We start from the raw sequence: 18,032 nt of genomic DNA on the forward strand, positions 1-18,032 counted from the left end.
CATCGGGATCCAGATTCCAAGGACATATCCATGAGCGCCACCCTTATCGACGGTAAGGCCCGTGCGGCCGCCTTGCGTGAAACGGTTGCTGTTGCGGTCGCCCGGTTAAAGGACGATGCGGGCGTTGAACCCGGCCTTGCGGTCGTGCTCGTGGGAGAGGACCCGGCTTCCAAGGTCTATGTCTCCAACAAGATCCGGCTGACCCGCGAATGCGGCATGCGCTCCATCGAGCATATCCTGCCCGAAGCGACCTCGCAGGCCGATCTGATCGCGCTGGTGGAGAGGCTGAATGCCGATCCCGGTATCGACGGCATTCTGGTGCAGATGCCGTTGCCCGCACATATCGATTCCGATGCGGTCGTCCTCGCCATCGATCCGGCCAAGGATGTCGACGGTCTGCACCCGGTCAATGCCGGGCGGATCGTTCTGGGCAAGCCGGGGCTTGTGCCGTGTACGCCGCAAGGATGCGTGATCCTCGCCAAGGAAGCGCTGGCCGAGAAAAACGGCGGCGATCTCTCCGGCCTCAATGCACTGGTTGTGGGGCGCTCCATTCTGGTCGGCAAGCCGGTCGCATTGCTTCTCCAGAACGAAAACTGCACCGTCACCATGGCCCATTCTCGTACGCGCGATCTTGAAACCGTGTGCCGCCAGGCCGATATTCTGGTGGCGGCCGTCGGCCGCGCGCAGATGATCAAGGGTGACTGGATCAAGCCGGGAGCCTGCGTCATCGATGTGGGGATCAACCGGATCGCGGCGCCTGAACGCGGTGAAGGAAAGACGCGGCTCGTAGGGGACGTCGATTTCGAAACCGCTGTCGAGGTCGCGGGCCAGATCACGCCGGTTCCCGGTGGTGTGGGGCCGATGACGATTGCCTGCCTGCTCGCCAATACGGTGCGCGCAGCCTGCCGTCGTCGTGGCCTTGCGGAACCCGATCTGGGTTGATGCGGGGTCTGTCAGCGCGTCGGGGCTGCTGCTTGCGGGTGGCGCCCTGTCGTTAAAACTGGATCTTTCGCCTTCGCGAAATCTTAACTTCCGCCACCCATGGTTTGGCGCAAAGGAGTAGCTTCATGAACGCAATCGCAACAGCCGCTGTCGTCGCAGACCGTTCTCAGGCCGTCTCCACCATGGTCGCTTCTTTCATGAAGCAGGGTGCGGCGCAGGCGCAGGCCATGGCCGCGATGCTCGAAGAAGCTGCGCAGTCCGCCAAGGCGGCCGCGCCGCAGGGCATGGGACAGGCCATCGATATCAGCGCCTGAGCGCGGATTTCTCAGCAGGTTCAAGGACCGCAAGCCTGCCCTGTGACGATTTTCATCAAAATTTAACCGCTCGCTAAACGCGAAATTGAGTATCGTCACAGCTTGATATCGATTCGTTACCAGCCGTTAACGAGATAGAGCGACCCTGCGGTCACGTCCTTGAAACAAGGAGTGTTCTCTTATGCAGATCACCGGAGCCGGACCCACCCAACAGTCGCAATTCGATTTCGATACGAAGATCGAGCGACAGGGAAGCCAGTCCAGCCAGGAACTCCAGTCCGGAACGCCGGCAGGCAATGTTCAGGCCGCCAGCGGCAATGACAGTACGCCGACCAGCCCGCCGGTACAGGCAGCGTCCGACAGTTCCGAAAGCGGAACGCAGGATCGTCCGCCAGCGCGTGAGCGCGGCGTGGGCTCGTCGCTGGACATCTCCGTCTAGGCGTCAGGCCTGTTTGCCCTTTCTGACCGTCGTTGTCCCCCCGCGACAGCGAACGACCATGTCGGCCTCGCGCGTTGCGCGGGCCGACACTCTTTTTTGTGCTCCCCAAAGACGCAGAGCCGGATCAGTTCTGCGCCGTCATGGCGGCCTTCAGCATGGCTTGCGCGTCGTCGGAATCCCATTCCGCCGGACCATACATCGTGCCGATTTCGCAGCCATCCGGCCCCACCAGCATCGTGGCGGGCAGGCCGGTGGCGCGGCCCAGGGAGCGAAGGGCGACGAAGAGGCCGAGCTTGTCATCGCCATAGCGGGTGAGATGCTCCACCCCGATTTCGTCGAGGAACTTCTTCGGCCGGTCGCCGGGGCGCACGTCCACATTCACCGCCACCACCTGGAAATCGTCGCCGCCCATGGCACCCTGCAAGCGGTCCAGCGCGGGCATTTCCTTCCGGCACGGCGCGCACCAGGTTGCCCAGAGGTTCAGCAGAACCGTCTTTCCGGCAAAATCGTTCAGCGTCTTCGCGGTGCCGTCTGCCGTGTTGAAGACGAGCTCGGAGGCATCCAGCGGTTTGGTTGTGGGCAGGAATGCGGCCACCTCTCCGGTGGCGAGCGGTTTGGCGGCTTGCGCGCTTTTCAAGGAAACCGCACATGACTTGCCATTGCCTGAGTTGCCATCAGGCATTCCGATCCCGTATATCGCAACGACACCGATTGCAGCGCCGGCCAGGGCGGCGAGTGCGATCAGTTTTCGGCCGTTGCCACGTCTCGGGGTTTCTTTGGCGGGTTCGGTCATTGTTTTTGGCAACCTTGCTTACAGGGGCTTGAGGATGAGCAATCGCATGTGGGGCGGCCGGTTTGCCGAAGGCCCGGACGCAATCATGGAAGAAATTAACGCTTCCATCGGCTATGACCGCAAGCTCTATCAGCAGGACATTGCCGGGTCCAAGGCCCATGTCGCCATGCTGGCGGCCCAGGGTATCGTTGCGGCAGAAGATGCCGAGGCGATTTCCAACGGTCTAGACACGATCTTGTCAGAAATTGAGGCAGGCACGTTCATATTCTCACGCGCATTGGAAGACATTCATATGAATGTCGAGGCGCGGCTGGCCGACCTGATCGGCGATGCGGCGGGCAGGCTTCATACGGCGCGTTCGCGAAACGACCAGGTGGCGACCGACTTCCGCCTCTGGGTGCGCGACACGATGGACACGCTTGACGATCAGCTTGCTGGACTCCAGCGCGTGCTGGCGGAAAAGGCGGAAACGCACGCAAGCGCGGTCATGCCGGGCTTCACGCATCTACAGTCGGCCCAGCCGGTCACCTTCGGCCATCACATGCTGGCCTATGTGGAGATGATCGCGCGCGACCGAGGGCGTTTCAGCGATGCGCGCAAGCGCATGAACGAGTGCCCGCTGGGCTCTGCCGCCCTTGCCGGTACCTCCTTCCCGATCGACCGTCACGCAACGGCGGCAGCCCTCGGCTTCGACCGCCCCACCGCCAATTCGCTCGACGCGGTTGCGGATCGCGATTTCGTTCTCGAAGCGCTCGGCGCGTCTGCAATCGCGGCGATGCACCTGTCGCGGCTGGCGGAAGAGATCGTGGTGTGGTGCTCGGCGCAGTTCGGCTTCGTGAAGCTCTCCGACAAGTTCACGACCGGTTCCTCGATCATGCCGCAGAAGCGCAACCCGGATGCAGCCGAACTGGTGCGCGCCAAGACGGGCCGCATCACCGGCGCTCTGGTTGGTCTTCTGACGGTGATGAAGGGGCTGCCGCTCGCCTATTCCAAGGACATGCAGGAAGACAAGGAACAGGCCTTCGACGCGCTGTCCAACCTGTCTTTGGCCATCGCCGCCATGACGGGCATGGTGTCGGACATGGAACCGGATGTGCGCCGCCTGAAAAAGGCGGCCGGTTCGGGCTATTCCACGGCAACCGATCTGGCCGACTGGCTCGTCCGTGTTCTGGGGGTGCCGTTTCGGCGCGCGCATCACATCACCGGCTCCATCGTGGGGATCGCGTCGGCGCAGGGCATTGAGTTGCACAAGGTCTCGCTTGCCGAGATGCAGAGCGTGGAAGCGGGGATCACCGAGGACGTCTATTCGGTGTTGTCGGTCGACAAGTCCGTGCGTAGCCGCACCAGCTATGGCGGCACCTCGCCGGTCAATGTGCGCAAACAGGCCCGGCGCTGGCTCAAGCAGCTGGAAAAGAACGCCGCGAAGGGCTGAACCGGCCCTTCCTGCGACAGAATCCGGCGGCGCACAGGTTCGTTTTGGCGCAAACAACAGCTTGAAGCGAACGCGCCGCCGTGCGACACGAATGTGCTTGCGCAATTTGCGCAGGCCCGTCATCTCGCTTTGCGGGCAACCTATCCGGCTCTCGGGGGTATTCTCCCTGAGCCAGGGTGCCCGGATCAGAATCTGGAGATTTCCGTGAGCGCCGTCCGTTCCGCCCGTCTGGCCGTTCTTGTTGCCGCTGTCGTCGCCCTAACCGTCAGCGGTTGCGGGCGTCGTGGACCGCTTGAGGCGCCGTCGGCGGAACGAAAACCGGAAGCAACCGGGCTGAGCGTCATCGTTCCCGGCCCCTCCGGCAAACAGACGTCTGCGACCAAGACGCCTGACCGGCCTTTCATTCTCGATCCGCTTATCTGATTTTTCCCGGAGCTTTAGCCCGTGCACCATTTTTCCTATCGCAACGGCGTCCTGCACGCCGAAGACGTGAGCGTGGCCGATATCGCGCGCGAAGTCGGCACCCCGTTCTATTGCTATTCCACCGCGACGCTGGAGCGTCACTACAAGGTCTTCTCCGGTGCGTTTGACGGGATCGACTCGCTCGTCTGCTATGCGGTGAAAGCCAATTCTAACCAGGCTGTCCTGACGACGCTGGCGCGCCTCGGCGCAGGCATGGACGTCGTTTCGGAAGGGGAACTGCGCCGTGCGCTTGCAGCGGGCGTTCCGGCCAGCCGGATCATGTTTTCCGGTGTTGGCAAGACGAGGGAAGAACTCGCCTTCGCGCTCGATCAGGACATCCTGTGCTTCAATGTGGAATCGGAGCCGGAGCTGGAGGAACTTTCCCGGGTCGCCAGCGGCAAGGGGCGCACGGCGCGCATTTCGCTTCGGATCAATCCGGATGTGGATGCCCGCACCCACGCCAAGATTTCCACGGGCAAGTCGGAAAACAAGTTCGGCATTCCCTGGAAGCGCGCCCGCGAGGTCTATGGCCGGGCGGCGGCGCTGCCGAATATCGAGGTGACCGGCATCGACATGCATATCGGTTCGCAGATCACCGAGCTTGAACCGTTCGATGCGGCCTTTGCGCGGCTTGGCGAACTGATCGAGGCGCTGCGCAGCGACGGCCACGAGATCGAGCATATCGATCTGGGCGGCGGTCTCGGCATTCCCTATCGCAACAACAATGAACCGCCCCCGCATCCGGAAGCCTATGCGGCGCTGGTGAAGAAGCATGTGGAGCGCCTTGGTTGCCGCATCATTTGCGAGCCGGGTCGTCTGATTGCGGGCAATGCGGGGATTCTCGTCTCCGAGGTGGTCTATGTGAAGCATGGGGCGGGCAAGACCTTCGTCATCGCCGATGCCGCGATGAACGATCTGGTGCGTCCGACGCTCTACGAGGCCTGGCACGAGATCGGGCCGGTCAAGGAACCCGCGCCCGATGCTCCGCGCATGGTGGCCGACATCGTCGGGCCCGTTTGCGAGACGGGCGACTATCTCGGGCATGACCGGGATCTTCCGGAGCTGGCCTCCGGGGATCTCATCGCGGTCTATTCGGCAGGGGCCTACGGGGCGGTGCAGTCGAGCACCTACAATTCGCGCCGTCTGGTGCCTGAGGTTATGGTCAATGGCGACACGTTCGCCGTCATCCGGCCCCGGCCCTCCTATGAGGACCTGATCGCGCTCGACCGTGTGCCGGACTGGCTGAAAGACTGAGGCCGGAGCCGGAAGTCGGCTTCGACCGGCGGGCAGCATCTGCCTCTTGAACAGATTGTGAGCCGTGCGGATCACGTCGCGGCCATAATTAGCTTGCCGAATGGCATTCACCGCCACACCCTGTAGGGTGGAAGAGCAGGACCTCCTTCCGCGCCATTTGTGCGGGAGCCTTGGTTCGTCGCCGTTTTCGGGGGGTGCCGGTAATCGGGGAGCTGCAATTTGGCTGAGCAACGCGATCCTTTCGCCCGTGATCAGGCGCGCGCCGATCAGGCTCCCGTGTCAGGGGCTGCGTTCGAACGCAAGCTGAGCCGGTCCCTTGCGCTTGCCCGAGCCGCCCTTTTCTGGGAGCGGCTATGGCCGATTGCCTATCGGGTCCTGATGGTGGCGGGCGTGTTTCTCGCCCTGTCCTGGATGGGCTTTTGGTTGATCCTGCCGAGTGTTCTGCGCTGGGTCGGGGTGCTGGGCTTCATCGGCGCGCTCGGCTGGGCCTCCTATCCGGCGCGCGGCTTGCGCTGGCCAAGCCGGGCTCACGGGCTTGCCCGCATCGAGGCCACGGGCCGGTATCGTCACCATCCGCTTATCGCACTGGAAGACAACCTTGCCACCGGCACGGAAGATCCCGTCGCCAGAGCTCTCTGGGAGGCACACCGCGTCCGTGCCCTGAGGGCTATGGCCTCCCTTCGTGCCGGATGGCCGCATCCGCAGGCGTTTCGAACCGATCCCTGGGGCTTGCGCGTGGTGGTCGCGATGCTGCTTGTGGTGGGGTTCGGTGCCTCTATGGGGGATCGGGGGACGCGGACCCTGTCCGCCTTTGTCGGCGCGGATGAAACGCCGGCAGCCTTCGGGCGCATCGACGCCTGGGTGACGCCACCCGCCTATACACGCCGCCCGCCGATCTTCCTGACCGGCGAGGTCGGGCCGCAGCGCGATCCGAACGCGGTCGTGACCGTGCCGGAAGGCAGTGTGGTGGTTGTGCGCGCCCAGGGCGAAAGCCGGGATCTCTCCGTCATTGCGGCAATGGGCGAGGAGCGTGAGGAGATTTCGCCGGAGACCCCGCGCGATCTCAATGCAGCGTCCGATGCGCCGCTCGAACATCGCGTCACCTTGCGCGGCAATGGCACGGTTGAAGCGCGTCGCGGTGGCTCGCTTGTCGACAGCTGGCGCTTTGCGGTCGAGCCGGATGAAAACCCGGTGATCCGGTTCCTGAGCGAGCCGGAACCCCAAGTGAGCGGTACGCTGAAGCTCGATTACGAGGTTTCGGACGATTTCGGCGTGATGTCGGCACGGGCTGACATCACACCGGTGGAGAATGGCGCCACGGGGCAGGCCTCCCCAGGGCAGCCGCGGCCGCTCTACGAGGCCCCGGCCTTTCCGTTGGCGCTGCCGGGCCGTCGGGCGCATGACGGCAAGGGGGAGACCTTCAAGGATCTGACCGCCCACCCCTGGGCGGGATCGAAGGTGGCGTTGACGCTGGTTGCAAAAGACCAGGCCGGACAGGAGGGGCGCAGCGAGACCAAGGTCATCACCCTGCCGGAGCGGCCCTTTTCCAAGCCTCTGGCGCGGGCCGTCGTCGAACAGCGCCGCAATCTGGCACTTGATGCCAACCAGCAGCCGCAGGTCGCGGATGCGATGGACATGCTCATGCTGGCTCCGGATACCTTCATGGAGGATCCCAAGACGTTTCTCGGCATGAAATTCGTCTATTCCCGTCTGCTGGAGGCATCGGATGATGAGGCTCTGCGCGCTGTCGCCGACCTGATGTGGGAGCTTGCGGGAACGATCGAGGATGGGGATCTTTCGGCCGCCGAACGCGAGTTGCGCGCTGCGCAGAACAAGCTGCGCGAAGCTCTGGAAAACGGAGCTTCCGACGACGAGATCGCGAAGCTCACCCAGGAGCTGCGCGAGGCCCTGCAGCGCTACATGCAGGCGCTGGCGGAGCAGATGAAGAACAATCCGCAGGCCATGCAGCCCATGGATCCCAATTCCCAGATGCTGCGCAGTCAGGATCTGGAGGAGATGCTGCGTCAGATCGAGGAACTGGCAAAGAGCGGCGCCAAGGATGCCGCGCGCGATCTGCTCGCCCAGATGCAGCGGATGCTGGAAAATCTCCAGACCGGTCGCATGCAGCAGATGCCTCAGGGCCAGCAGAGCCAGGAAATGATGAAGATGCTCAACGAGCTGGCGGACATGATCCGGCGCCAGCAGGAGCTGATGGACCAGACGCATCGCCAGGGGCAGGACCAGCGCGGTCAGCAGGGCGAAGACGGCAGCAATGGGGAGCGGATGACCAAGGAGCAGCTCGCCGAGGCGCTGAAGCAGCTTCGCGAGGGGCAGGGAGATCTGGAAAAGCGGCTGCAGGAGCTGATGGACCAGATGGCGGAAAACGGCATGAAGCAGCCGGGTGAGCTGGGCGAGGCGGGCCGCAGCATGGGCCGGGCCGGAAAGGCCCTTGGGCAAGGCGATACGGGCAGTGCGGTCGGCGAGCAGGGCAATGCGCTGGAAGCCCTGCGGCGCGGCGCGCAACAGCTGGGCGAACAGATGATGGGCCCCGGCGGGCCTGGCGGCATGGCCCGGCCGAACATGCGCAATGGCGAAGATCCGCTCGGACGTCCGCGGCGCACCGATGGTTTCGATGATGGAAACCGTGTGCCGGTGCCGGGCGATATCGACATCCAGAGAGCGCGGCGCATTCTGGAAGAACTGCGCCGTCGCTATTCGGATCCCGGCCGCCCGCAGCTTGAGCTGGATTACCTTGAGCGGCTCCTGCGGCGCGAATAGCGCGGCCCATGGCGGCCCATGAGGGTGTTCGGGCGCGCTCTAGTCGGTTTCCGCGCGCGTCCGGCGAACGGCGGTCACCTCGATCTCGATCAGCATTTCCGGTTCAATCATCTCGCACAGGACCATGGTGGCCGCGGGTTGAATTTCCCCGAACGTATCGGCGAGGATCGGTGCGATCCGTCGCACATGGGCGCGATCGCTGACGTAGTAGCGCACACGCACGACATCGGCGAGTGAGGCGCGCACTTCCGCAAGGGTGCGCGCGATATTGGCCAATGCCTTGCGTGTCTGCGTCTCCACCGTGGCCGGCAGGGTGCTTCTCTCATAGTCGTAGCCGGTCGTGCCGGAGACGAAGATCCAGTCTTTCTCCACCACGGCCCGCGCATAGCCGAACTGGCGCTCGAAGGTGGAATTGGAAGTGACGTGGTGACGGGTCATGGGAGGGAGGTCCGTTTCTTCACGAGAATGCCCGTTTTCGGGTCCGGCAGCGGGTGAGGCATGCCGTTGGCGAGGCGGGCAGGTGGCCCCTGATCATTGCGGGTTCCATCGCGGAAGGAAACGGGAAAATTCTAGGCCCGCGCCTTGCGATGCCGTTGGTCGCAGGGCGGGTTTACAGACCGGAAGGCGAGGAGCGGCGGATCAGGAAGCCCAGAATGAGATAGGCGAGGATGCCGAGTATCGGCATGGCCGGAGCGACAATGCTCATGGCGAGAACAGGATCGCCAAAGGACGCGCCGATGATGGAGCCGAGAAAGCCGCTGCCGAACTGGATGAAGCCCATCAACGCCGCCGCAGAGCCTGCAATGCGCGGAAAGGAGGCCATGGCCGCCGTGGTGGCCGCAGGCACGCCCATGGCGATGGAAAAGGTGAAGATGCCGATCGGCGTCATGACCGTCAGGTAGCGCAAGGTGGGCATGTGCAGCGTGATCGCAAGAAGGCTCATCCCCACGACGATGCCGATCATGGACCAGGGCAGCAGGCGCTCTGCCGGAAAGTGGCGCAGGAGCCGGGCGGTGAGGATCGTGCCGCAGAAGAAGCAGGCGGATTGAAACATCATGCCGAGGCCGAATTGCGTCGGCGTCAGGCCCACATGGTCGATCATCACGAACGGGATGAGGGTCGCCATGGTGTAGATGGTGCCCAGCGAAAAGCCCAGAAAGAGCGCAGGGCGCATGAAACCCGGCGCGGCAAGCAGGGCCGCATAGGCGCGGACCAGCGGCTTGGGGCGGGCACGTGCGGGGTCTCGGTAGAGGTTGGTTTCCGGCAGCAGGAACAGCACGGCGGCGCCGAGCGCTATTCCGTAGAGCACCATGAAATAGAAGATTTCCTGCCAGCCAAGGAGGGCCAGGGTAATGCCGCCGATGGTGGGGGAGACGGCAGGGCCGACCGCCAGCATCATGCTGACGGTGTTGAGGATGCGCGAGGAGGCCTGACCGGCATACTGGTCGCGCACGATGGCGCGTGAAACGGAAACGCCCACAGCCGCTCCGACGCCTTGAAACAATCGGGCAATGACCAGCCACTCGATGGTTGGCGCCCAGGTCGCCAGAACGGTTGCGCCCAGATAAAGGGCGAGAAACCATAGCGCCACGGGGCGCCGTCCATAGGCGTCGGTCAGCGGTCCGCAAATGAGCTGTGTGAAGGCGAAGCCTGCGAAATAGGCCGTGAGCGTCAGTTTGATGACCGCGTCGGTGGTGTGAAAGACATGTGTCAACGTCGGCAGCGCGGGCGTGTAGAGTGCCATGGAAATCGGCCCGATTGCCACGAGAGCCCCTCCCAGCGCAGAGGTCCGGCGTTCGCTCATCAGCGGACTTGGGACGGGCATTTGCATCATGCGTCGCTTTCTTTCGCGACGGCGGACGCGTCGGCGCCGCCGCTCAGGTTTTTCTGCAAGGTTTCCAACAACCGGACTGCCTGCTCGATTTCGGCCTCTGAAAGTCCGGCAACCGCTGTCTTGCGGATCTGTCCGACCATGGCGTCGAGCCTGGCGATTGTCGGCGCGGCGGCGGGCGTCGCGGTGATGCGCTTGGCGCGGCGATCCACCGGATCGGTTTCGCGCACGACCAGCCCCGCCTTTTCCAGTTTGTCGAGGAAGCCAACCAGCGTCATGGGCTCGACGCCGAGATATTCGGCGATCACGCTTTGTCGGCGTCCGGGCAGTCGCCGCACGAACGCAAGTGTGCGCGCCTCGCCCAGGGTCAGGCCCAGGCCGGCATCATTCAGCCCTTCCGCAAAGTGCTGGCGGATGAGACGCGCGATGTCGCTGAGCAGGAAGGTTATGGTCCGGTCGGGAGCCTCGGGGATCATATGGCTTTCGTGCAATAGGTCATATGTCGCTCATATAATATGAAGGCCTTATTACCTATCGGTGCGGCACCCTGTGGTCAAGCTGCACACTGATATGCGCGCAGTGCGTTGCACAAACCAGCCAATTGCCTTATATACCCGGCCAATCGCAACAACGGCCCGGGTGGGCCTGCCGCTTTGAGCGTGCAACGAACCGCGGGCCCGATGGGCGCGCGGTGCTTTTTTGGATGGGTACATGAAACTGCGCAATATCGCCATCATCGCGCACGTCGACCATGGCAAGACTACTCTGATCGACGTTCTGCTCAAGCAATCCGGTTCTTTCCGCGAAAACCAGCGGACGGAAGAGCGGATGATGGATTCCAACGACCTGGAGCGTGAGCGCGGCATCACCATCCTTGCGAAGGTGACATCGCTGATGTGGAACGACACCCGCATCAACATCGTCGACACGCCGGGCCACGCCGATTTCGGCGGCGAGGTGGAACGCATCCTGCACATGGTTGACGGCGTGATCATTCTGGTCGACGCATCGGAAGGCCCGATGCCGCAGACCAAGTTCGTTCTCGCCAAGGCTCTGAAGCTGGGCCTGAAGCCGATTGTGGCGATCAACAAGATCGACAAGCCGGACCAGCGCGCAGAAGAGGTGCTGGACGAGATCTTCGACCTGTTCGCCGCGCTGGACGCGAATGAGGAGCAGCTCGACTTCCCGGTTCTTTACGGTTCGGCCAAGCAGGGCTGGATGTCGCTGGAGACGGAGAAGCCGGCCGAGCCCTCCATGGCGCCGCTGTTCGATATGGTGCTGGACCGCGTCGCGCCGCCGGCTGCGGAGGACGGATCGTTCCGCATGCTCGTGACGACCATTCAGCCGAACCAGTTTCTCGGCCGCATCCTGACCGGTCGCGTCGTGTCGGGAACGGCCGTGCCGAACATGGCGATCAAGGCCTTGTCGATGGACGGCAAGACCGTCGAGACCGGGCGCATCTCCAAGGTGCTTTCGTTCCGTGGTCTGGAGCGCGAGGCGGTGGACAAGGCGGAAGCCGGCGACATCATCTCCATCGCCGGCATGCAGACCGCGACGGTTGCGGACACGCTGTGCGCACCCGATGTCACCGAGCCCCTCAAGGCCCAGCCGATCGATCCGCCGACCCTGTCGATGACGTTCCGCGTCAACAATGGTCCTCTTGCGGGCAATGATGGCGACAAGGTGCAAAGCCGCGTCATCCGTGAACGCCTGCTGGCGGAGGCGGAAGGCAACGTCGCACTCAAGATCGAGGATTCCAACGAGGCGGATGCCTTCATCGTGTCGGGGCGTGGTGAGCTTCAGCTCGCCATCCTGATCGAGAATATGCGCCGCGAGGGATTCGAGCTCTGCGTCGGTCGTCCGCGCGTGGTTTACCAGCAAGACGAGGCCGGCAACACGCTGGAGCCGATCGAAGAGGTCATCATCGACGTCGACGAGGAGTTTTCCGGCGCGGTCGTGCAGAAGCTCTCCGAGCGCAAGGCCGATCTCATCGAGATGCGTCCCTCGGGCGGCGATCGCACCCGTCTCGTCTTCCATGCGCCGACGCGCGGCCTTATCGGCTACCAGTCGGAGCTCTTGTCGGACACCCGCGGCACGGCGATCTTCAACCGCCTCTTCCACGGGTACGCGCCTTACAAAGGCGATATTCCGAGCCGCAACACCGGCGTTCTGATTTCCAATTCCAACGGCGAATCGGTCGCGTTCGCGCTGTTCAACCTTGAAGACCGCGGTCCGATGCTGATCGATGCCGGCGTCAAGGTCTATGAAGGCATGATCATCGGTGAACACACCCGCGGTAACGACCTTGAGGTCAATCCGATCAAGGGCAAGCAGCTCACCAACATGCGTGCGTCCGGCAAGGACGAGGCGGTGAAACTGACAACCCCGATCCGGCTTTCGCTGGAAGCGGCGCTGTCCTACATCGCCGATGACGAACTGGTGGAAGTGACGCCGAAGACCATCCGTCTGCGCAAGGCGATCCTCGATCCCAATGACCGCAAGAAGGCCGCGCGCGCGAAGAAGGCTGCGGCCTGATCCAGGCGCCGATCCCGCACTCATGGTTTGCCCACGGTCCGCAATTGACGGGCCGTGGGGGCCATTCCGATTATCCGCCGGCATGGATCCGGCGGTTCGGTTTTGCTCCTCCCCATCTTCCCTCATGCGCAGGCCGGGCCCGTCCCGCAGTCGCGCGAAGCTGATCCTTTTTAGGGCAAGCCGTCTTGTCTGACAGGTCGATTGGGGAAGGTGCCGAGGAGCGTTCGGGAGCCATGACACGAAACAAGGAGGAGGTTCCCCTCCTCCTTGCTGAAATGAATTTTCTTAAAATAACTATTTCAATGGTTTGGCACGGAAATGCCCGTCGGAAACCGCCGGACAGCTCCTCCCGAGAGCCGAAGTCCCGTCTCAGCATTGCTCCGATCCGTCTCCCAATCCGGACGCGGTGTGCTGAGTGCTTTCCAACAGGATGTCAGCATAACATCGTACGTGACGTAACGTCAATCAAGGCGCGCAAAGGCCTGAACCACACGTGATGCGTGTCAGGCCAGGGGGCTTGACCTTCCAGCGACTGGAAGCCCTATCTCGACCGGGAAGCCGCATTGGGCTGAGCAACCGGACCTATCGCGATGAGTACCCACGCCGCAGACAAGCCTTCAGGCGCCGAGCCCGGATCCGTCTCCCGCCCGCAGGACTCCCGCTCCGTGCAACTCGATATCACCGGCATGACCTGCGCGGCCTGCGCGACACGGGTGGAGAAGCTTCTGAGCCGCGTTGCGGGCGTCGATACGGCGAGCGTCAATCTGGCGCTGGAGCGTGCGGATCTGGCCGTCAACGACACTGTGGCGCTGGAGACGCTGGTCGCGGCGGTGGAGAAGGGGGGCTATCACGCCTATCCGCGCGCCGCCAACGCGGAAAAACGCCGTCAGGAGCGCGAAGAGCGTGAAGCGGCGGCGCACAGGGAAGAACGCCGCGCTTTCTCGATATTCCTGCTGTCCCTCATTCTCAGTGCACCGCTGGTCGCTCAGATGATCGCCATGACGGCCGGGCTTCAGTTCCACCTGACGCCGATGGTCGAGCTGCTTCTGGCCACGCCCGTCCAGATCATCGCGGGCATGCGTTTCTATCGTGGAGCGTTCAAGGCGCTCAGGGGCGGCAGTGCAAACATGGATGTGCTGGTGGCCCTCGGCACCTCCGCCGCCTTCTTCTATTCGCTCTATCATGTGATCACGATGGGACCTGCAGCTACCGGGCATCTCTATTTCGAGGCATCCGCCGTCATCCTGACGTTGATTGTTTTCGGCAAGCTGCTGGAAGCCCGCGCGCGGCGGTCCACCACCGCGGCGGTGCGCTCGCTGATGGCCTTGCGACCGGACAGCGCCACCCGGCTGACCGCCACCGGCAGCGAGGTCGTGCCGGTGTCCGCGTTGCGGGTCGGCGATCTGGTTCTGGTCAAACCGGGTGAAAAGGTCCCGGTGGATGGCGTGATCCGCGAGGGGGCGAGCGAGATGGACGAGGCGCTCATCACCGGTGAGAGCCTGCCGGTTCTGCGGTCTGAGGGCGATACCGTCACCGCGGGCACGATCAACGGATCCAGCGCGCTGAGCGTGGAGGCGACGGCTCTTGGCGAGGACACGACCCTTGCGCGGATCATCCGCCTTGTCGAAAACGCCCAGACCGGAAAGGCTCCGGTGCAGCGGCTGGTGGACAGGGTTTCCGCCATCTTCGTGCCGACTGTCGTCGCCATCGCGGCGCTGACCTTTGCAGGCTGGATGGTGTTTGACGGCACTTTCGAACATGCCTTGATAGCAGCCGTCTCGGTGCTGGTGATTGCCTGCCCCTGCGCGCTGGGTCTTGCCACGCCAACGGCGCTGGTGGCGGGAACGGGCGCGGCGGCGCGCTCCGGCATTCTCGTGAAGGACATTCAGGCGCTGGAAGTGGCCGTCCATGTGGATACGGTTGTCTTCGACAAGACCGGGACGCTGACGGAAGGGCGTCCGCAGGTGACCGATATTCTCGCATTTGATGGCAATTCCGATCGGCTGCTTCGCATCGCCGCCTCCGCCCAGACGGCCAGCGAGCACCCGCTTGCCGGAGCCATGGTGCGCGCGGCTCAGGAACGCGGTCTGGAGCTGGCCCGTCCCACGCAGTTCGAAGCGCATACCGGGCGCGGGCTTGTCGCGCACATTGCGGGCCAGAAGGTGATGATCGGCAATGCCGCGCTGCTCGATGAATTCGGGATCGATCATTTTACCGCGGACAACATGCGCCGGGATCTGGAGAACAGGGGTCGCACCAGCGTGATGGTGGCCATTGCCGGACGCACCGTCGGCGTGATCGCCATGGCAGATCAGCCGCGCGCGGGGGCGAAAGAAGCGATTGAACGGCTCAAGGCGATGGGCATCCGCACGCTGATGCTGACCGGCGACAGCCCGGCCGTGGCGCGCACCATTGCCGGCGGCCTGGGGCTCGACGATGTGGAAGCAGGCGTTCCGCCCGATGGCAAGGCGGCGCACATCGAGGCCTTGCGCAAGGCGGGCGGCACGGTGGCCATGGTCGGCGACGGGCTCAATGATGCCCCGGCGCTGGCATCGGCCGATATCGGCATCGCGATGGGGTCGGGCACGGATGTTGCGCTGGAGACGGCGGGCATCACGCTGATGCGGTCCGATCCGCGCATGGTTTCAAGCGCGCTGGAGGTTTCCAAGGCGACCGTCGCCAAGATCCGCCAGAACCTCTTCTGGGCCTTCGTCTACAATGTGGTGGGTATTCCGCTGGCCGCGATCGGACTGTTGTCTCCGGCCATCGCCGGGGCCGCAATGGCGATGAGTTCGGTGTCCGTTGTCACCAACGCGGGCTTGCTTCGGCGTTGGAAGGCGCGGGTTTGAGGCGCGTGCGCCGGGCCTACTGAAGAGATCTCGGCATGTGCTTGTCCGTGAGCACGATTTTCGACGCATTCTTGCCTATGATGAGGTCTTCACCAGAAACGGGAGACGCCATGACCCGCACCTATCCGCTTGACGGCGAAATCCTTGGCCCGGACGATCCCACGACCCTGCGCGGTCGCGAGAGGCTCGACGGCAAGGCGAAGCGGGTGCGCAAATCGTTCTTCAAGACGGTGCGCAAGGCCCTTGGCCAGATCCCGTTCATGGAGGATGTGATCGCGGCCTATTACTGCGCCTTCGATCCGAAGACCCCGGTCAAGGTGCGCGCCACGCTGCTGGGCGCGCTGGCCTATTTCGTTCTGCCGCTCGATGCCGTGCCGGATCTCATCCTCGGCGTCGGCTTTGCGGACGATGCAAGCGTGTTGATGGCTGCCATCGCACTGGTGACCACCTCCATCCGCGAGGAACACCGCGTGGCGGCCCGCAAGGTGCTGGCGGAGTTGAGACGCTAGGCTGCCCGTCTCCTGCGGTCATCCGCAGTCTGTTCGGCCGTCAGTACTCCCCGAGCTTTATTTCTGGCGAATAGTCCACACCGTCGACTTCCTTCGTCACCGCCTGGCCGCAGATCGTCCGGCCCTTGACCGGATCGAAGGTGAGGGTCGGGGAGCCGGAGAGCTCCCAGCCCTTGTTCAGTGCCTGCGTGACCCGGTGACAGAAGGCGGAGTCATCCGGGCCGGTGATGAAGCGGTAGAGTTTCATGATGCGGGTCTGACCTTGTTTCAGCTTGCGCGCGCGGCAATCGCATCGGCGATCGCAACCGTCCGCCGCGCCATGTCCGCATGGAGACGTTCCACCATGCGTCCGTCAAGCTGAATGGTGCCCTTGCCTGCGTTTTCCGGAAGATCGAAGGCCGCGATGATGGCGCGTGCGCGCTCCACCTCTTCCGCTGTGGCGGAGAAGGCTGCGTTGCAGGGCTCGATCTGCTTGGGATGGATCAGCGTCTTGCCGTTCATGCCGAGTTCGACCCCCTGTCGGCATTCCGCGGCAAAGCCCTCCGCATTGCCGAAGTCATTATAGACGCCGTCCAGGATATCGAGGCGGTAGGCGCGGGCTGCCGCGAGGCAGGTCATCAACCAGGGCAGCATGGGCGCCCGGCCTTCAACAAGCCGCGCGCCTGTCTCCTTGGCAAGGTCGTTCGTGCCCATGACGAAGGCCGCAAGGCGCGGGCAGGTATCGGTGAATGCCGCCGCAATTGTCCCGGCATTGAGCATGGCGAGCGGCGTTTCCATCATCGCCCACAGGGCCAGATCCGGCGCAGCGCCCGCCTGTTGCAGCATGCCCTCAATCCCGGCCAGATCCTGAAGGGCGGAGACTTTCGGGATCAGGATCGCGTCTGGGTTCGCCGCCGCCGCCGCCTTCAGGTCGTCTTCGCCCCAGGGGGTTGTCAGTCCGTTGATGCGGATAACGACCTCGCGTGGGCCGTAGCCGCCCTGCCTGACGGCCGCGGCGACCTGGTCGCGGGCCGTCTCCTTTGCATCGGGCGCAACCGCATCCTCAAGATCGAGAATGAGGCAATCGGCTGGAAGTGTCTTCGCCTTTTCGAGGGCGCGGGCGTTGGAGCCCGGCATGTAGAGCACTGAACGGCGCGGTCGGAAAGTCATGTCTGGATCCTTGAGGTCATTCCCCGGAGCGGTTTCTTGGCGATTGCTTCTTGTTGCGATGCCGCAACGGCAAAGTAGCGGGCCCGCGCGCGCCGCGCCAGCCAACTTTTAACAGATATCGCGAGGGAATTGGGGCGCGCGCGCACCTCCGGGCGGGCGCGCGTGCCCGGAGCCGTGGCATGGGCGTCTTCGCCGGTCTGACTTGGCGCAATTATGGCGGGGCCCGGCTGTCCGCCGGGGCTGAGGGATGGCCGGTCCCCGCCGGTACCTTGAACCCTTTCCGACGGAGTCCAAGGCCAGTTCGCTTGAGTTTTCGCTGAGGATCCGTGTGTCGGATCAGCCCTTGGTGTTGATGCCGAGGACCGTGTAGAGCGGGCACCAGCCGACAAGCGCGGTGACAACCGGGACAATCCCGATCCAGCCCACCCACTTCCAGGTGATGTCCGCAGGACCCATCAGCGCAAAAGCCAAAAGCGCGATGCCGACGACGATGCGGGCAATACGTTCCGCAGATCCCATGTTGGTCGAAAATGCAGCCATGAACCTTCCTCCACTTGTGACCTGGCTCATACTGCCAGGCAAATCCCCATCAGAACGCAGGTTCTAATCGGGGAGAGCGTATATGCGCGGGCGTCATGTGACCCGGGCACGCCAAAATGTCGCACTCAGTAGATAGGGCACGAGGGGCGAGTGCGCGCCGCGACGTTTGGACGCATGCGCATAATTGAATTTGTTTTGCGGGCGT

The 18,032-nt window shown here is 63.6% G+C and carries 17 protein-coding genes; 10 read left to right on the top strand and 7 right to left on the bottom strand.

Annotated elements, in window-relative coordinates; translation table 11 throughout:
• The first annotated feature begins 30 nt into the window (after positions 1-30).
• The 3 genes from folD to ABGM93_RS14880 all read left to right on the top strand — a co-directional run bounded on the left by folD (position 31) and on the right by ABGM93_RS14880 (position 1,695).
• Entirely contained in the window at positions 31-942 is a 912-nt protein-coding gene (gene folD, locus ABGM93_RS14870) for a bifunctional methylenetetrahydrofolate dehydrogenase/methenyltetrahydrofolate cyclohydrolase FolD (RefSeq protein WP_321500784.1), read from the top strand.
• Between the two features lie 125 nt (positions 943-1,067).
• Positions 1,068-1,256 carry a hypothetical protein gene (locus tag ABGM93_RS14875; RefSeq protein WP_319774608.1) on the top strand — a complete coding sequence of 63 codons (189 nt, stop codon included), beginning with the start codon at positions 1,068-1,070 and terminating at the stop codon, positions 1,254-1,256.
• A 181-nt stretch (positions 1,257-1,437) separates the two neighbouring features.
• Positions 1,438-1,695, top strand: coding sequence for a hypothetical protein (locus ABGM93_RS14880; protein ID WP_321500786.1), 258 nt, complete (start codon positions 1,438-1,440; stop codon positions 1,693-1,695).
• 124 nt (positions 1,696-1,819) lie between these two features.
• Here ABGM93_RS14880 and ABGM93_RS14885 read toward each other — a convergent pair whose 3' ends face one another.
• Complete coding sequence (locus ABGM93_RS14885) at positions 1,820-2,377, bottom strand: TlpA disulfide reductase family protein (protein WP_321334302.1); 558 nt, start codon at positions 2,375-2,377, stop codon at positions 1,820-1,822.
• Between the two features lie 145 nt (positions 2,378-2,522).
• Here ABGM93_RS14885 and argH point away from each other — a divergent pair, with 145 nt between their 5' ends.
• The 4 genes from argH (at position 2,523) to ABGM93_RS14905 (ending at position 8,414) form a co-directional block, all read left to right on the top strand.
• Entirely contained in the window at positions 2,523-3,920 is a 1,398-nt protein-coding gene (gene argH / locus ABGM93_RS14890) for an argininosuccinate lyase (RefSeq protein ID WP_321500788.1), read from the top strand.
• Between the two features lie 204 nt (positions 3,921-4,124).
• The gene (locus tag ABGM93_RS14895) at positions 4,125-4,343 is read left to right on the top strand and encodes a lipoprotein (protein WP_319774604.1); all 219 of its coding nucleotides are present in this window, start codon (positions 4,125-4,127) and stop codon (positions 4,341-4,343) included.
• 21 nt (positions 4,344-4,364) lie between these two features.
• Positions 4,365-5,636 (top strand): diaminopimelate decarboxylase, encoded by a 1,272-nt coding sequence (gene lysA / locus ABGM93_RS14900; RefSeq protein WP_321500791.1) that lies wholly within the window; start codon positions 4,365-4,367, stop codon positions 5,634-5,636.
• Positions 5,637-5,855: 219 nt separating this feature from the next.
• Positions 5,856-8,414 carry a TIGR02302 family protein gene (locus ABGM93_RS14905; protein ID WP_321500793.1) on the top strand — a complete coding sequence of 853 codons (2,559 nt, stop codon included), beginning with the start codon at positions 5,856-5,858 and terminating at the stop codon, positions 8,412-8,414.
• 39 nt (positions 8,415-8,453) lie between these two features.
• Here ABGM93_RS14905 and ABGM93_RS14910 read toward each other — a convergent pair whose 3' ends face one another.
• The 3 genes from ABGM93_RS14910 to ABGM93_RS14920 all read right to left on the bottom strand — a co-directional run bounded on the left by ABGM93_RS14910 (position 8,454) and on the right by ABGM93_RS14920 (position 10,721).
• Positions 8,454-8,852: a RidA family protein gene (locus ABGM93_RS14910; RefSeq protein WP_319774601.1), complete on the bottom strand. Its 399-nt coding sequence runs from the start codon at positions 8,850-8,852 to the stop codon at positions 8,454-8,456.
• Between the two features lie 172 nt (positions 8,853-9,024).
• Entirely contained in the window at positions 9,025-10,248 is a 1,224-nt protein-coding gene (locus ABGM93_RS14915) for a multidrug effflux MFS transporter (RefSeq protein WP_321500795.1), read from the bottom strand.
• Positions 10,245-10,721: a MarR family transcriptional regulator gene (locus ABGM93_RS14920; protein WP_321500797.1), complete on the bottom strand. Its 477-nt coding sequence runs from the start codon at positions 10,719-10,721 to the stop codon at positions 10,245-10,247. The genes ABGM93_RS14915 and ABGM93_RS14920 overlap by 4 nt, the downstream gene beginning before the upstream one ends.
• Before the next feature lie 235 nt (positions 10,722-10,956).
• Here ABGM93_RS14920 and typA point away from each other — a divergent pair, with 235 nt between their 5' ends.
• From typA to ABGM93_RS14935, 3 genes are all read left to right on the top strand, one after another.
• Positions 10,957-12,780 (top strand): translational GTPase TypA, encoded by a 1,824-nt coding sequence (gene typA / locus ABGM93_RS14925; protein WP_321500799.1) that lies wholly within the window; start codon positions 10,957-10,959, stop codon positions 12,778-12,780.
• A 590-nt stretch (positions 12,781-13,370) separates the two neighbouring features.
• Positions 13,371-15,629: a heavy metal translocating P-type ATPase gene (locus tag ABGM93_RS14930; protein WP_321500801.1), complete on the top strand. Its 2,259-nt coding sequence runs from the start codon at positions 13,371-13,373 to the stop codon at positions 15,627-15,629.
• A gap of 110 nt (positions 15,630-15,739) precedes the next feature.
• The gene (locus ABGM93_RS14935; protein WP_321500803.1) at positions 15,740-16,138 is read left to right on the top strand and encodes a YkvA family protein; all 399 of its coding nucleotides are present in this window, start codon (positions 15,740-15,742) and stop codon (positions 16,136-16,138) included.
• 40 nt (positions 16,139-16,178) lie between these two features.
• On the opposite strand, the gene ABGM93_RS14940 is transcribed toward ABGM93_RS14935, so the two are convergent.
• The 3 genes from ABGM93_RS14940 to ABGM93_RS14950 all read right to left on the bottom strand — a co-directional run bounded on the left by ABGM93_RS14940 (position 16,179) and on the right by ABGM93_RS14950 (position 17,827).
• Positions 16,179-16,385, bottom strand: a complete 207-nt coding sequence (locus ABGM93_RS14940; RefSeq protein WP_321500805.1) for a DUF1737 domain-containing protein — start codon at positions 16,383-16,385, stop codon at positions 16,179-16,181.
• 20 nt (positions 16,386-16,405) lie between these two features.
• On the bottom strand, positions 16,406-17,287 hold the full coding sequence (locus ABGM93_RS14945) for a CoA ester lyase (protein WP_321500807.1): 882 nt from the start codon (positions 17,285-17,287) through the stop codon (positions 16,406-16,408).
• Positions 17,288-17,623: 336 nt separating this feature from the next.
• Positions 17,624-17,827, bottom strand: a complete 204-nt coding sequence (locus ABGM93_RS14950; protein ID WP_321500809.1) for a DUF2892 domain-containing protein — start codon at positions 17,825-17,827, stop codon at positions 17,624-17,626.
• Positions 17,828-18,032: the final 205 nt, after the last annotated feature.

The sequence above is a fragment of the Breoghania sp. genome (assembly GCF_963674635.1).
Lineage (GTDB): Bacteria > Pseudomonadota > Alphaproteobacteria > Rhizobiales > Stappiaceae > Breoghania.